The organism is Cryobacterium melibiosiphilum, from assembly GCF_003602235.1.
Lineage (GTDB): Bacteria > Actinomycetota > Actinomycetes > Actinomycetales > Microbacteriaceae > Cryobacterium > Cryobacterium melibiosiphilum.
This window is the reverse complement of sequence record NZ_QZVS01000097.1, coordinates 251,555-266,986: the sequence shown is the minus strand read 5'-3', so window position 1 is coordinate 266,986 and position 15,432 is coordinate 251,555. Positions and strand designations below refer to the sequence as shown.

At 64.7% G+C, this 15,432-nt stretch carries 12 protein-coding genes and 1 tRNA gene; 11 read left to right on the top strand and 2 right to left on the bottom strand.

Features of this window, described 5'->3' with window-relative positions; all coding sequences use genetic code 11:
* Positions 1 to 113: 113 nt before the first annotated feature.
* Positions 114 to 1,643, top strand: a complete 1,530-nt coding sequence (gene gltX / locus D6T64_RS21720; protein WP_119976759.1) for a glutamate--tRNA ligase — start codon at positions 114 to 116, stop codon at positions 1,641 to 1,643.
* A gap of 149 nt (positions 1,644 to 1,792) precedes the next feature.
* Positions 1,793 to 1,864: transfer RNA gene (locus D6T64_RS21715), tRNA-Gln, on the top strand.
* Between the two features lie 362 nt (positions 1,865 to 2,226).
* On the opposite strand, the gene D6T64_RS21710 is transcribed toward D6T64_RS21715, so the two are convergent.
* Together D6T64_RS21710 and D6T64_RS23475 are read right to left on the bottom strand one after the other, a co-directional pair.
* Positions 2,227 to 4,548 carry a heavy metal translocating P-type ATPase gene (locus D6T64_RS21710; RefSeq protein WP_119976758.1) on the bottom strand — a complete coding sequence of 774 codons (2,322 nt, stop codon included), beginning with the start codon at positions 4,546 to 4,548 and terminating at the stop codon, positions 2,227 to 2,229.
* Entirely contained in the window at positions 4,545 to 4,871 is a 327-nt protein-coding gene (locus tag D6T64_RS23475) for a heavy-metal-associated domain-containing protein (protein ID WP_119976757.1), read from the bottom strand. Before D6T64_RS23475 ends, D6T64_RS21710 begins: the two co-directional genes overlap by 4 nt.
* Positions 4,872 to 5,079: 208 nt before the next feature.
* On the opposite strand from D6T64_RS23475, the gene D6T64_RS21700 reads away from it, so the two are divergent.
* The 9 genes from D6T64_RS21700 to D6T64_RS21660 all read left to right on the top strand — a co-directional run bounded on the left by D6T64_RS21700 (position 5,080) and on the right by D6T64_RS21660 (position 15,431).
* Positions 5,080 to 5,517: a hypothetical protein gene (locus D6T64_RS21700; protein WP_147364641.1), complete on the top strand. Its 438-nt coding sequence runs from the start codon at positions 5,080 to 5,082 to the stop codon at positions 5,515 to 5,517.
* A 97-nt stretch (positions 5,518 to 5,614) separates the two neighbouring features.
* The gene (locus tag D6T64_RS21695) at positions 5,615 to 6,205 is read left to right on the top strand and encodes a DUF305 domain-containing protein (protein WP_119976755.1); all 591 of its coding nucleotides are present in this window, start codon (positions 5,615 to 5,617) and stop codon (positions 6,203 to 6,205) included.
* Positions 6,206 to 6,545: 340 nt separating this feature from the next.
* The gene (locus D6T64_RS21690) at positions 6,546 to 7,205 is read left to right on the top strand and encodes a M23 family metallopeptidase (RefSeq protein ID WP_119976754.1); all 660 of its coding nucleotides are present in this window, start codon (positions 6,546 to 6,548) and stop codon (positions 7,203 to 7,205) included.
* Positions 7,198 to 8,502 (top strand): M23 family metallopeptidase, encoded by a 1,305-nt coding sequence (locus D6T64_RS21685; protein ID WP_119976753.1) that lies wholly within the window; start codon positions 7,198 to 7,200, stop codon positions 8,500 to 8,502. Before D6T64_RS21690 ends, D6T64_RS21685 begins: the two co-directional genes overlap by 8 nt.
* Positions 8,495 to 9,475 carry a WD40/YVTN/BNR-like repeat-containing protein gene (locus D6T64_RS21680; protein WP_119976752.1) on the top strand — a complete coding sequence of 327 codons (981 nt, stop codon included), beginning with the start codon at positions 8,495 to 8,497 and terminating at the stop codon, positions 9,473 to 9,475. Before D6T64_RS21685 ends, D6T64_RS21680 begins: the two co-directional genes overlap by 8 nt.
* A gap of 312 nt (positions 9,476 to 9,787) precedes the next feature.
* Complete coding sequence (locus tag D6T64_RS21675) at positions 9,788 to 11,119, top strand: multicopper oxidase family protein (protein WP_456064323.1); 1,332 nt, start codon at positions 9,788 to 9,790, stop codon at positions 11,117 to 11,119.
* Positions 11,120 to 11,682: 563 nt separating this feature from the next.
* Positions 11,683 to 12,063, top strand: a complete 381-nt coding sequence (locus D6T64_RS21670; protein ID WP_119976750.1) for a hypothetical protein — start codon at positions 11,683 to 11,685, stop codon at positions 12,061 to 12,063.
* Positions 12,053 to 12,361, top strand: a complete 309-nt coding sequence (locus D6T64_RS21665) for a transcriptional regulator (protein WP_233551507.1) — start codon at positions 12,053 to 12,055, stop codon at positions 12,359 to 12,361. The genes D6T64_RS21670 and D6T64_RS21665 overlap by 11 nt, the downstream gene beginning before the upstream one ends.
* Positions 12,362 to 12,530: 169 nt before the next feature.
* Positions 12,531 to 15,431, top strand: a complete 2,901-nt coding sequence (locus D6T64_RS21660) for a PAS domain S-box protein (protein ID WP_119976748.1) — start codon at positions 12,531 to 12,533, stop codon at positions 15,429 to 15,431.
* Position 15,432 lies beyond the last annotated feature (1 nt).

The following is a 15,432-nucleotide window of genomic DNA, read 5'->3' as shown; positions in this document are numbered from 1 at the left end:
ACGAAAAGCGGATGAAACGGGCTGAAAGTGCCCAACAGCGGAGATAATGAACGGTCTGTCGCGCTGCATCCGCTTTTCGTCACCGGCGAAGTCGACAAAGTAGACTCGGTTCGATGTCTGAAACCACTGCGCACCCCTTTTCCACGGCAACCGGAACCGATGTTCGGGTTCGTTTTTGCCCCTCGCCCACCGGCACGCCCCACGTCGGCCTGATCCGCACCGCCATGTTCAACTGGGCCTACGCCCGGCACACCGGCGGCACGATGATCTTCCGCATCGAAGACACGGATGCTGCCCGTGACAGCGAGGAGAGCTTCCAGCAGCTCGTCGAAGCGATGCGCTGGCTGAAACTGGACTGGGACGAGGGTGTCGACGTCGGCGGCCCGCAGGAGCCGTACCGTCAGTCGGAGCGCTACGACATCTACCGCGGCATCATCGAACGCCTGAAGACGAGCGGCCACATCTACGAGAGCTTTGTCACCGGCGAAGAGATCGAAGCCCGCAACGTGAGCCTCGGCCGCGACCCGAAGATGGGCTACGACAACTTCGAGCGCGACTTAACCTCCGACCAGAAGGCCGCGTACCGCGCCGAGGGCCGGTCTCCGGCCCTGCGCCTGCGGGTGCCCGACAGCGAGCTCTCCTTCGACGACCTCGTGCGCGGAGAGATCACCTTTCCCGCCGGGTCGTTCAGCGACTTCGTCGTCGTGCGCCCGAACGGGCATCCGCTCTACCCGTTCGTGAACCCCGTCGACGACGCGCTGATGGGCGTCACCCACGTGCTGCGCGGCGAGGACCTGCTCTCGAGCACTCCGCGCCAGATCGCCCTCTACCATGCGCTCATCGACATCGGTGTGACCACGTTCGTGCCGCGCTTCGGCCACCTGCCCTACGTGATGGGCGACAAGAACAAGAAGCTGTCGAAGCGCGACGCCGAGGCGAACCTGTTCCTGCACCGTGACCGCGGGTTCATTCCCGAGGGCCTGCTCAACTACCTCGCGCTGCTTGGCTGGTCGCTCTCGCACGACCGTGACGTGTTCTCGATCGACGAGTTCACGACCGCGTTCGACGTGGTCAACGTCAACCCGAACCCGGCCCGCTTCGACCTGAAGAAGGCCGAGTCCATCAACGGCGACCACATCCGCCTGCTTGAGGCCTCTGACTTCGCTGAGCGTCTCGTTCCCTACCTGGTGACCGCCGGCGTGCTGGCTGAGCCGCTGACGGACGCACAGCAGGCGATCCTCACCGCCGCCGCCCCGCTCATCCAGGAACGCATCGCGCTGCTGGGCGAAGCGCCGGCCATGCTCGGCTTCCTGTTCGTCACGAGCGCCGAGCTCGTGCATGAAACGGATGCCCTCGCCTCCCTCCCGGTAACGGCCCGCGACATCCTCATCGCGTCTTCTGCGGCCTTGGCGGCGATTCCCCAGGCCGAGTTCACCCACGAACGCGCCCACGTCGTGCTGACCGAAACCCTCATCGAGGGCCTCGGTCTGAAGCCGCGGGTCGCGTTCGGCCCGCTGCGCGTCGCCGTGTCGGGTCGCAAGGTCTCGCCGCCGCTGTTCGAGTCGATGGAGATCCTGGGTCGGGCGGACACGCTCGCCCGTCTGGACCGGCTCGTCGAGGCGCTTCCGGCCGCGACCGCCTGACCTTTCTCGGCCTCACTGGGCCGCGAAATCCAGCCGTGAAAGCGGGAGTGGTTTCGCGGCCCTCCAAAAGTGGGTTACAGTTACGAGTCGGCCCGGTGATCTAACGGGCCTTGGATCTTCGGATCCGGCCCGGTTTTCGAACCGGGCATTGGGGTATGGTGTAATTGGCAACACGGCTGATTCTGGTTCAGTTGTTCTTGGTTCGAGTCCAGGTACCCCAGCTTGAAGTAAAACCCCCGTTCACGCGGGGGTTTTCGTGTTAAATGGCACGCGCCGCCTGGTGTCCGATTTCCGCTAGCGAGTCAGGCTCGTCAGGCGGGCTGAGCGGCAAATTCCCCATCTCCGGTTGCGGATGACTAAAGAACGCATTGTTCTTGGTTCGAGTCCGACGGAGTCCTGCATAAAGTACTGGGCCAGCCGAAAACGCGGCACAATGAGCGCACAAAACGTGGCTAAATTGTCACGGTCGATAGTGGCTCAATTCCTAACCGTCGCTGTCACCGGATCTGTAGTCCGGACCGTGCGCCAGTTGGGCGCACACGTTGAGCTATGGAGTACCGCGGTACGAAGCGGTACATCGCGATCAAACGGCTGACGCGAGATCGCGAACGGGATGGCCGGAATCATCGCCGTGGTTGGTTATTCCTGTATTGAGTGGGGCGAACCGACGTAGCCTGAGGCTGTTGCTGACCACGAAGACAGAGGACAGGGCCATGGCCGCGCCGGCTATCAGCGGGTTCAGCAGACCGAGCATCGCGAGTGGGATTGCGGCGATGTTGTAAGCGAAGGCCCAGAAGAGGTTTCCCTTGATCGTGGCGAGCGTACGTCGCGACAGTCGGATGGCATCCGCTGCCGCCAGCAGGTCGCTCCGGATCAGGGTGAGATCGCTCGCTTCGATGGCGACGTCAGTTCCTGTTCCCATCGCTATGCCCAGATCGGCCGTAGCCAGCGCCACGGCGTCATTCACCCCGTCGCCGACCATGGCCACGACGCGGCCATCCCGTTGCAGGGAGCGAATAATCTCGGCCTTTTCGGCGGGGAGCACTTCGGCCCGAACATCGGAAATGCCAATTTCCGCCGCAACAGACTGGGCCACGCGCGCGTTGTCGCCGGTGAGGAGCACCGGGCGCAGGCCGAGCTTGTGGAACTGCTTGATCGCATCCGCACTGGTCGCCTTCACGACGTCGGACACGGCCAATACGCCACGCGGTTGCCCGTCCCAGGCGACCGCGACCGCGGTCTGTCCCTGCTCCTCGAAGGCGCCGAGTGCAGTCGTGAGTTCGGCGGGGAGGTCGATGCTCCAATTCTCGGCCAGCCAACGTGGGCGTCCTACCAGCACGAGCTGTCCCTCAACGACCGCCTGGACGCCGAGTCCCTGCTCGGAAGAGAAGGATTCCAGCGCGGGAAGTGAGCCGAGACGATCCCGCGCGCCGGCAACGATTGCCGCGGCGATGGGGTGTTCCGAACCGCTTTCTGCTGCTCCGGCGAGTCGGAGGAGGTCTTTTTCGCTGACGCCGTCGATGGGCTGCGCGGCGATCAAGGTCATTCGGCCCGTGGTTACGGTTCCGGTCTTGTCGAGAACGATCGTGTCGACTCGGCGCGTGGACTCGAGGATCTGTGGTCCCTTGATGACGATGCCGAGTTGGGCTCCCCGGCCGGTTCCCACCATCAGTGCTGTCGGAGTGGCCAGCCCGAGCGCACACGGGCACGCGATGATGAGCGTTGCGACGGCGGCAGTGAACGCCATTTCCGGGCCGGCGCCGATGATGAGCCAGACCGCGAGGGTGGCCAGTGACAACCCGATCACGACGGGAACAAAGACGGCCGATAAGCGATCAGCTAGCCGCTGCACTTCGGCTTTACCAGTCTGTGCCTGCTCGACAAGTCGCCCCATCTGGGCCAGTTCAGTGTCCGCGCCGACGCGGTTCGCGCGAACAAGTAATCGTCCGCCGGAGTTCAGCGTCGCACCCACGACAGTATCGCCGGGGCCGACTTCGACGGGTGCGGCCTCTCCGGTGAGCATGCTCTCGTCCACGGCCGAGTTGCCTTCCACAACCGCACCGTCGGTCGCGATCTTCTCGCCGGGGCGCACAACGAACAGGTCGCCGACCACGAGGGTCTCGGTCGGGATGAGAACTTCGAGCCCGTCGCGCAGTACCGTCGTTTCCTTTGCCCCCAGCTCTAGCAGGGCCTTCAGAGCTGCGCCCGACTGTTTCTTCGCGCGTACCTCGAAATAGCGGCCCGCGAGCAGGAATACCGTGACGGCGGCGGCCACTTCCAGGTAGATCTCATGGGCACCACCGCCCGGAGCGATGGCGAAGTTGAATGACATCGTCATTCCGGCCATGCCGGCCGTGCCGAAGAATAGCGCGTAGAGGGACCAGCCCAAGGCGGCCAGGACGCCGACGCTGATCAAGGTGTCCATCGTCGCTGCGCCGTGGCGGAGATTGATCCATGCTGCACGGTGGAATGGCCAGGCGCCCCAGACGGCCACGGGCGCCGCAAGGGTGAGGGCGAGCCACTGCCAGTTCGTGAACTGGAGCAGGGGGATCATGGACATTGCGGCGACCGGCACCGCAAGCATCGCCGAGATGAACAGTCGGCTGCGCAGGCTGGAAACCTCCCGATCGGCCGCCGTCGGCTCGTCGGACAGTTCAACATCGCTGACCAGCGGACGGGGGAGGACGGCGGTGTACCCCGTCGCCTCGATCGTGGCGATCGCGTCAGACACGCTGCTACCCGCAGGAACGAAGACGCTGGCTTTCTCGGTTGCGTAGTTCACTGTCGCCTCGACGCCCGGCATTCGATTGAGTTTCTTCTCGATCCGCGCCGCGCACGAAGCGCAGGTCATTCCCCCCACCTCGAGCACGACTTGCTGCCCGGCCCCGACCGTTGCCTCGCTCATCGGAACGTTGACACCAGCTCGTAGCCTGCCTCGTGGATTGCTGCTGCGACCGCATCGTGATCGAGTGAGTCCGTGCTGGAGACGGTCACGCGTGATGCTCCACCGACGACGAGCTGAACGTTTACGTTGCTGACGCCCTCCAGGCGGCTGACCTCGTCGGTCACGCTGGACACGCAATGCCCACACGTCATTCCGGACACCTCAAAGGTGGATGTCACCGGTGCTGCATCAGCCGCGACGGGATTCGCCGGCGCGTGAGCGTGAGACCCGCAGCCGCAGGTCGCGTCGGTCAATCCGAGGTCTTTCGCATTTGTGTTGCACATGAGAAGTTCTTCCCTTCGATTCGCCTGGTCCGTCGGACCAGGCCAGGTACCCCCTAGGGGTATCAAGGCCAACCATACCCCATGGGGGTACCTTCCCGTGCGGGGAATGTCCCCAATCGGTTTTCAGTTCAGCGGGGTCGGTGCGTTATCCTGCACAGAGCGCCTCCAGATGCCGGACTGACTGGCCGGAGGTTCGAACGGAGGTGACGTGACGCTGTATCGGGTTCAACGGCGGACGGATAAACCCTTCACCATGTCACCCTTGGTCGCTCTCCTCGCTCTGGCGATGACCCTGTTGGGTTTTTTTGCCATTCATTCAGAAGTCACCGGGCATGCCATGCATGTTGCGGCGCCCATGTCGTCGTCGTCCGCTGGCTCACATGTTGATACTGCGGCCTCGGGTGTCGTGGCTCCAGACTCCGCTGTGTTGGCTGCGAGTCCGCATGGCGGAGCGATGGACTGCGCCTTGCTGGCCATGGCGTGTGTTCTTCTCCTGGTCCTCGTGACGGTTGTCTTCTTCACGCGACGTCCGGCCGTTTTCCACCGGCTGCTTGACGCTGGAGGCGCTGCCCTCGGCGTGATGACCCTTGTCGCGGTGCACGTGCACCGCCCCAGCCTCGTTTTCCTTTCCATCAGTCGCGTTTAGACCGTGATGTAGCTCAGCGGCCAATCCCTGGTCGCTGAGCTTTGCCGTGCCTCAGGCCGGCGTCTCGGATTCTTCAGACTCGATGAATGGATGAACAATGATTAAACGACGCACCTTTTTCTACACGGCCGCCGCTCTCGCAGCAGCCCTCACGTTGACCTCCTGCGCCGGGGGTAGCCCGGCCGCGTCTCCGTCGACGCCCGCCGCGAGCGAGACGACGGCGACTTTCAATGATGCCGACGTGACATTCGCCCAGGCGATGCTCCCTCACCACGAGCAGGCCGTGGAGATGAGTGATGACGTGCTCGCCAAGGACGACATCGACGAGGACGTGCGAAACCTCGCCACGGACATCACAATGGCGCAGGAACCCGAAATCGCCCAGCTCGAGGACTGGCTGTCCCAGTGGGGCACCGGGGAGCACAACATGTCGGACATGGGCGGCATGAATGGCATGGACGGGATGATGTCCAGCGACGATATGGCCATGCTGCAGGACGCCGCTGGAGCAGAGGCGAGCAAGCTCTTTCTCGAGCAAATGACGGTGCACCACGAGGGCGCCGTCGATATGGCGCAGAGTGAAATAGACAAAGGACAGAACGCAGATGCGCAGGCGATGGCGGCCACCATCGTCACGACGCAGACGGCGGAAATCGCCGTCATGGCAGATCTTCTCGCCACTCTGTAGGCGGTTACGGAGGATGACCACCACCGGCTCTCAGCCGGTAGTGAGGTGATCCCGTGCACGGAACCCGTAACCCGAACTAATGTCAAGGAACTTATCTACATGCGTACCCCTATCCTTTTTCCACGACCCCAATCACGTTTAGTCGCTTCGCGTGGATAGCGCCGGACATCGCGCAACGGCTCAGCAGCTTTCTGGGCCCTTACCCGTCCTGACCCGCCGTGAACTGCGAGCACGCGAAAATGTTGCACGCGACGCCCCACCAGCCCCACCTGCCGCTGCGACCAGTCGATTGGCTCTGCGGCCGGTTCCGCTCCGTAAGCGCCTGGTCAGCGGGTGCGCCATGGCGGCGATTGGACTCTTCGCTATCAGCGTCTCCCTCCCCGCTATCGCCGTGAACCCGTCAGCGGTGCAGGCAGCGATCAGCGCTGCGGGCGGCGGTGGGGACGCGCAGAGCCTGAACGTCGCGGGCGGGCCGGTAGTGGCCTTCGAGCGTGATGGATTTACGGTCACCGCGGCTCCTGAACCTGCCTCGTACACCGAGACCGCCAGCGACGGATCCTGGGCCAGCCTCACCGCCAGCCAGCTCAGTGACGTGGGTTGGGCGCTGCCGGTTCTGGGCAGAATTTCCAGCCCCTTTGGTCCCCGTCCGAACAAGCCCGTCGACGGTGTTGGTCTGTATCACAACGGCACCGACATTGCCGCGTCGTGTGGTCAGCCCGTGTTCGCCGCGACCGCGGGCATCGTTGTGGAAGCAGGGTCGCAAGGTTCCTACGGCAACTGGGTCCTCCTCGACCACGGCGCCGGAATCGAAACAGGATACGCCCACAACAGTCGGGTCCTGGTCGTTCCCGGGCAACAGGTCGTGGCCGGCGAGGTTATCGCCTTCGTGGGATCGACGGGCGCTTCCAGCGGATGCCACGTGCACTTTGAAACCCGGATCGACGGCGAACGCATCAATGCGGAACCGTTCATGAGCGAAAGAGGGGCGTCCCTTGACTAGACAACTGACTCAGCGGCGTCGCACCTACGCGACGCGCGCCGCCGTGGCGATGGTAGCCATATTCGCGATGGTGGGTGTGGCCGGGTCTGCGGCCGCGGCCGAGTACCCGTCCTGGGCTGAAGTGGAGAGCGCCCGGTCCTCTGAGACTGGCAAGCAAGCACAGATTGCTGAGTTGACGGCTTTGATCGCTGGCCTCACTCTCGAGGTGGATGCGGCCCGGGCCGAGGCCGAAGCGCGCGCGAGCGATTATGAGGCCGCGCAGGGCGCCTTGGACGCTGCGAGTCTTCGTTCCATGGACCTGCAGGCGCAGGCGGATGCGGCGACCGCCGAAGCATCCGTGTCGAGCGAGCGCGCTGGCCGGTTCGCCGCAATGCTCGCACGGACCGGCAACAGCGATCTGGCGATGACCCTGTTCCTTGACGGAAACGCCGCCGATGACCTGCTGGACCAACTTGGTTCGATGAGCAAACTGACCGAGCGGACGAGTCTCGTGTATGAGTCAGCGGCCGCCGACAGCAATGCGGCCACATCGTTGACGGACCAGGCGAAGGTCGCGCAAGCCGCGCTGGGTGCTCTGGCGGAGGACGCCGAGACAGCTCTTGCGGACGCGGTCGCCTCCAGCGAGCGAGTGGAATCGGCACTTGCTGAGCAGCAGCGCACCGAAGGGACCCTGCTGGCGCAGCTTGCGGTACTCACCGAGGACCGAGAGGTAACCGAGGCCGACTACGCCAAGGGAGAAGAGGTACGTATCGCTGCCGAGGCCTCGGCGGCCGCCGCCCGGGCGGCGCAGGCAGCCGCTGCCGCGCAGGCAGCGGCTGCGGCGGCAGCGGCCCCAGCCCAGGGAAACTCAGGGAGTTCACCCGCTCCGCCTCCTCGCGGGCCGAGCGGCCAGGGGTGGTCGCTGCCGGTGTCGGGCTGGATCAGCTCGACCTACGGCCCGCGGCCCTACAAACCCGTCGCGGGAGTCGGCGCCTTCCACTACGGCACCGACATCGCCGCCGGATGTGGCCAGGGCGTCTACGCTGCCTCCAGCGGAACCGTGGTCTATGCCGGGTGGCTCGGCTCCTACGGTAACTGGGTCCTCATCGACCACGGCGATGGCACTCAAACCGGGTACGCCCACAACAGCACCATCCTGGTCAACCGAGGCCAGCAGGTGTCCTCAGGAGCAACTGTGGCACTGGTCGGAACGACCGGCGCCTCAACGGGCTGCCATGTGCACTTCGAAGCACGGGTCGATGGTGCCCGTGTGAATCCGCAAACCTTCCTGAGCGAACGGGGAGTCACTCTTGGCTGATCAGGTCTTGCCGAGCACTCTCGCGCGGGCTGTCATCGGCCCACTCGTCGTGCTGGTCGTTCTCACCGGATGCACCACTGGCACCACAGCGGATAAGGCGACAGAAACCCAATCGGTCGGCAGTGCTTTCGAGCACATCCACGGTCTCGGGGCAGATCCTCTCACCGGCAACACCTATGCCGCCACACACCACGGGGTGTGGCTCCTCCCGACCGGAATGCTCCCCGAGAGCTATCTCGCCGGAGCACCGCGCGGCACGACGGACGCGCCGGCCCAGATCGGGGGGCGGGCCCAAGACGCGATGGGATTCACTGTGGCGGCTCCCGGGATTCTGCTGACATCCGGGCATCCTGACCCGGACGAAGAGACCGAGCTGCCCCTGCCGAATCTGGGGCTCGAATCCAGCATCGACGGCGCGGAAACCTGGACAAGGCTTTCCCTGCGGGGTGTGACCGACTTACATGATTTGGATACCGTTCCCCTGAGCGCTGCCGTCCAGGACGCTGAGACCTTCCGTGTGTACGGCTACGATTCCGGCGCGGGTACCGTGTCGATCAGTGATGACTCCGGGATGACCTGGTCCTCAGGCGCCGCTCTGCCTCTGCGCGATCTGGCCGCCGATCCCACAAACCCCGACCGCGTTTTCGCGACGACGGCCGAGGGGCTGGCCGTGAGCACCGATGCCGGGAGAACCTTCGCCCTGGTGGATGGCGCGCCACTTCTGATCCTCATCGATGCAGTCGGCGTGGAAGGCGGTGCCGGCCTCGTCGGTGTCGATCCTGAGGGGGCGATCTGGCGACAGGATGGCGCGTCGGGAATCTGGGTGCAGACCGGGGCGACCGATGGTATCCCCGAGGCCCTCAATGTCGTTGACGGTGCGACGCCATGGATCTTGGTTGCGGATGCGCGCGGCATCGTCGCCAGCGATGACGACGGGGCGACCTGGACCACGCTGGTCGGAGTCGGCACCTGACGTAATCCGCCCGCCCGCACGCCGGAAGCAGAAGGAGATAGCTCGGGGACCTCCGCCTCTGGCACCACGTTCAGACTTTCAGCAAAAGTGAAGTGGGCTCACCCATGAGATCCACGCCGATTCGGAATTGGACTAGCCATGACATCCTCTCTTATCAGCACCACACTTTCGAGGCGAGGCTTCATCGCTGTCGGGACAGGCGGTCTGGCGGCGCTCGCCTTGGCCTCGTGCTCGCCGACACCGCCGCGCTATGTGACGCCGACCGGTGCGCCGGTGCGTGAAGCAGAGCTCGCGCGAGCCGGGACGGGACGGGTGACCAGCGTCGCCCTCCGGGCCGCCGAGACCCAGCTGGACCTCGCCGGCACCACCGCAGAAACGTGGAGCTTCGGTCCGGTTCCGGCCTCTACGATTCGGATGACGGCCGGCGACACACTGCGAGCAACGGTGAGCAATGATCTGCCCGCCGACACGTCTGTGCACTGGCATGGCCTGGCCCTTCGTAACGACATGGACGGGGTCCCCGGGGCGACCCAGGCTCCGATCGGGGCCGGCGAGACGTTCACCTATGAGTTTGTCACCGCTCAACCGGGAACCTACTGGTTCCACCCGCACGTCGGTCCACAACTCGATCGCGGCCTCTACGGCGCCCTCATCATCGAGGACCCGAATGAACCACTGAGCTATGACGACGAGTGGGTCGTGATCCTCGATGACTGGCTCGACGGCGTGACCGCCACACCCGACGAGGTCTTGGAAGAACTTAAAGGGGGGATGGGCGGGATGATGAGCGGGGGCGGCATGGGCGGCAACATGATGATGGGCGCACGCTCGGATCTGCTCGGTGGGGATGCCGGTGATGTCCGTTACCCGCATTTCCTCATCAATGGGCGCCCACCCACTGATCCGGAGACGTTCGCCAGCGCACCCGGCAGACGGGTGCGCATCAGGCTCATCAACGCCGGCAGCGACACCGCATTTCGGGTCGCGCTCGGTGGACACCGACTCACCGTCACCCACAGCGACGGATACCCCGTCAACCCGGTCGACACTGACGCGGTTCTCATTGGCATGGGGGAGCGCTATGACGTTCTCGTGACCTTGGGCGATGGGGCCTTCCCCCTGGTGGCGATGGCGGAGGGCAAGGACGACAATGCGCTGGCCATCGTTCGGACCGGGTCGGGCGAGGCTCCGACCGCGGCATCCGCTGTCTCTGCACTGACGGGTGCGATACTCACTGCTGGGGCGTTGGCAGCTTCGTCGGAGGTCACACTCAGCACGCGCGCCGTCGACCGTGAGCTCTCGGCCACGCTATCCGGTTCGATGATGGCGTACGACTGGGCCATCAACGGTCGTCGCTTTGATGCCGCCAACCCGATGGCGGGCGCGCTCGGCGTGAGCCAGGGCGAACGCGTGCGACTGAACATCACCAACGAAACTCAGATGTGGCATCCGTTCCACCTGCACGGGCACACTTACCAGCACTCCGGGGCAGGGCCCCGCAAGGACACCTCGATCGTGCTGCCGGGCAAATCGCTGTCCGTTATTTTCGACGCGGACAACCCGGGGTTGTGGGCGGCGCACTGCCACAACATCTACCACGCCGAGTCCGGAATGATGACCATCCTCGGCTACAAAACCTCCTGACGCGTCTGCCAGAAAACTCGATTTGCGCGCTAGCTCATTTCGTGGTGAGGGTGGGGCGTCGGAGTTGGCTCGGAACGTCCAATGGTATCGCGGTGGTCGTGTGACCAGTCGGCGAGTTATGTGACGAGGTTCGTGCGGCTGGTGTTGTCCGACGCCCAGTGCGCCCCGCTGGGAGTTCCAGCTGATCCATGGGACGCAAGCCAGTGGGAAATCACGATCGAGACGACACCGACAACCTGATTCACCTGACCCGGTTTTCTAAGACCGTGCGGTGGTCACGGGTGGGCACGCTTTTACCCTTCGGGGTGCAGTGAACCTCTGGCTCGCCGAACAACTCGCCGTGGCCTCACATGGTCGAGAACAGCAATCCGACAACCCCGAATAGGGGTTTCCCTGACGTGGACCTGTGCCGCCCGTGGAATGCCGTCTGCTGGTTGCATGACGGGGTGGCAAGTGATTGACTTGCTTACATGGAAAGTGAAAATGTGAGGGCGGACGCCGCAGCATCAGCGCGTGCCGCACTCGCCGCCGTTGCGACGGATCGCCAGCGACTGGGAAAATGGATGACGTCGCAGACCTGGTGGAGTGCGCCGGCACAGGCCCTGCTGATCACGGCGGTGATCGCCTCTCCGGCTGCGGGAATCGCCTTCGGCATGGCGATGGTGTCGGCGTTTGCGTCGCTGGGGCTTCTCGGCGTGGACCGCGTCGTGCGCCGGCGCCTGCGGCTGATGACGTTTCCCGGGCCGACGGGACCGCTGAGCCTGACGATCCTCATCGCCATCAGCGCGGCCGTGATCGCGGGCTTCATTCTCGCGATCGTTTTCGAGGTCCACGACCAGCGCTTTTGGCTGGGTGTGACGGCATCCGTCGGCTTCGTCGTGGCCCTCATCGGTTCGGTCGGGTACGACCTGGCTAATGCGCGGGAACTCCGTCGTGCCCACTGACGCACGATTCGACGAAGCCATTCACGCGCCCACCCGGCTGCGACTCTGCGCGCTGCTGCGGGCGACCGGTGCGGCACAATTCAGTACCGTTGCCGCGTCGCTGCAATTGAGCGAAGTGACGTTGTCCAAGACGATTCGCAACCTGGCCGATCTTGGCTACGTGCAGACGTCGAAGCAGGCGTCCCCTGACCGAGCGGATGCCCGCCGCACCACCACCGTCGCCCTCACCCCGCACGGAAAAGCGGCGATCGACGGTCATCTGGCCGCGCTCCGCGAGCTCGCCGGCTCAGCGGACTGAACGATGCGGCGTGTGGCGGCGGATTGTGTTCCGGCCAGGAGCCCCCGAATGGGGGGCATCCGTGGTATAAAAAAGGAGCGGCATCCGTTGCCCTGATCGGCTCCGGTGTGGGGCGGACCCTCGCTCCCTAGGTCGCGTCGCGGAAGGCCCCTGATGTTCGCTGTAGTCGATGCTCGCTGAAGACCCGGTTGAAGCGGCCCGGCACAGCGCGCTTCTGAAGACGGGTGCCCTGCAGGAAGCCATTTTCAACAGTGCCAATTTTTCGAGTATCGCCACCGACGCCGCCGGCGTCATCCAGATCTTCAATGTGGGCGCCGAGCGGATGCTGGGCTACACGGCCGACGAGGTCGTCAACATCCTCACCCACGACGACCTCTGCGATGCCCACGAAGTCATCGAGCGCGCCGCCCAACTGAGCGCCGAGTTCGGCGAGCCGATCGCCCCCGGCTTTGAATCGCTCGTGTTCAAGGCCTCTCGCGGCCTCGAGGACATGTATGAGCTGACCAAGGTGCGCAAAGACGGCAGCCGGTTTCCCGCGATCGTGTCGGTGACGGCACTGCGCGACGCCGACGGCACCATCATCGGCTACCTCGTGATCGGCACCGACAACTCGGCCCGCAAACTCGCTGAGGAGGAACTGCTGAAGGCGGGCGCCCTGCAGAGCGCGATCTTCAACAGCGCCAACTTCAGCAGTATCGCGACCGACGCGCACGGCGTCATTCAGATCTTCAACGTGGGCGCCGAGCGGATGCTGGGCTACGGGGCCATCGACGTCGTCAACCGCATCACCCCGGCTGACATCTCCGACCCGCAGGAGCTCATCATGCGGGCCTCCGAACTGAGCCTCGAGCTCGACACCCCGATCACACCCGGATTCGAAGCGCTCGTCTTCAAGGCCTCCCGCGGCATCGAGGACATCTACGAGCTGACCTACGTGCGTAAGGATGGCAGCCGGTTTCCGGCCATCGTGTCGGTCACGGCACTGCGGGACGCGCAGGAGAACATCATCGGCTACCTGCTCATCGGCACCGACAATACCGCGCGCAAACAGGTGGAGGCCACCCAGGCGCTGCTCGACCAGCGGCTGCGCGACCAGCAGTTTTACACCCGGTCGTTGATCGAGTCGAACATCGATGCCCTCATGACGACCGACCCCCAGGGCATCATCTCCGACGTGAACCAGCAGATGATCGCCCTGACCGGGCGCACTCGCGACGAACTGATCGGAGCTCCCTGCCGCAACTTCTTCACCGACCCGGTGCGAGCCGACGCGGCGATCAAACGGGTGCTGACCGAGAACAAGGTCAGCAACTACGAACTCACGGTGCGGGCCCAGAACGGCGTGGAAACCGTGGTGTCGTACAACGCGGCGACGTTCCACGACCGGGACCGCAACCTGCAGGGCGTGTTCGCGGCCGCGCGCGATGTCACGGAGGTGAAGCGCTTCGAACGGGCGCTTCAGGAAACGAACATCGAACTCGAACATGCGAGCCGCATGAAGAGCGAGTTTCTCGCTACGATGTCCCACGAGTTGCGCACCCCGTTGAACGCGATCATCGGGTTCTCGGAGGCCCTCAAAGACGGCCTCCTCGGGGAGATGACCGAAAGCCAGTACGAGTACATCGGGGACATCTTCACGAGCGGGCAACACCTCCTGTCGCTCATCAACGACATTCTCGACCTGTCGAAGGTGGAGGCCGGCATGATGGCCGTCGAACTCGAAGAGGTCGACGTGCACAGCCTGCTGCTGAACAGCCTGTCGATCGTGCGCGACAAGGCCGCCGCACACGGCATCCAGCTCGATGTCGAGATCGGCGACAACCTCGGGGTGCCGCATCTCGACCTGCGCAAGACCAAGCAGATCGTCTACAACCTGCTCTCCAACGCCGTGAAATTCAGCCACCCCGGCGGCCGGGTCGTGTTGCGTGCCCGCCGGGTGCCGCGCAACATGGTGGGCACCCTCGCCGGTGGCTGGCCGGTGCACAATTTTCAGCTCAACGACAGCGACTACGACGAATTCCTGGAAATCTGTGTTGACGACAACGGCATCGGTATCTCCCACGACAACATGACCAAACTGTTCCAGGCGTTCAGCCAGATCGACAGCGGGCTCGCGCGACGGTTTGAGGGCACCGGGCTCGGACTGGCGATGGTGAAGCAGCTCGCCGAACTGCACGGCGGCTCCGTGGCGGTCGCCAGCTCCGAGGGCGAGGGTGCACGCTTCGTGGCCTGGCTGCCGGTGCATCGATCCGCTGAGGCGACCGGGGCCGTGACGGCTTCGCGGTCCGCCCCGGCTGGCTCCGCTGGGGCGCGGGCAGCAGTGCTGGTTGTTGAGGACGACGCCCCGTCGGCCGATCTGGCGCGGCTCCTGCTCGAAGCCGAGGGCTACGACGTCGTCGTCGCCGACAGCGCTGAGTCGGCCCTGGTGATCGCCCAGCAGCAACCCCTGGTGCTGATCACCCTGGACATCCGCTTGCCGGGGATGGACGGGTGGGAATTCCTGATGAGAATTCGCGACGATGCGCGACTGGCCCACATTCCGGTCGTCGTCGTCTCCGGGGTCGCCGACAACAACATGGCCCTGTCGCGCGGGGCATCGGCCGTGCTGCAGAAGCCGATCGGTCGGTTGGCCCTGAAGGAGTCCCTGGCCTCCCTGGGAATGGGGCCGACCGTCGGCCGCACGCACACCGTGCTGGTCGTGGATGACGACCCCAACGCCGTCGAAATTCTCGCCGCGTTCATGCCGAGCCCGGACTATGCCGTCGTGCGGGCCTTTGGCGGCAGCGAAGCCATCGCCCTGGCCGGACGGGTGCACCCGGACCTGATCCTGCTCGACCTCAACATGCCCGGAGTCAACGGGTTCGATGTGGTGGCCGCAATGCAGCGCAGTCCCGAGACGGCGCGGATACCGATCCTCGTCATCACGGCACGCGAGGTGACGGCGGCCGATCACGCCACACTGACCCAGAGTCGCGGCCAGATCGTGCAGGTCATCGACAAGGCCGACTTCAACCGCGTCAGCTTCATCGCCGAGGTCAAGCGGGCCCTCCTGACGATCAGTCTGGGCTGAG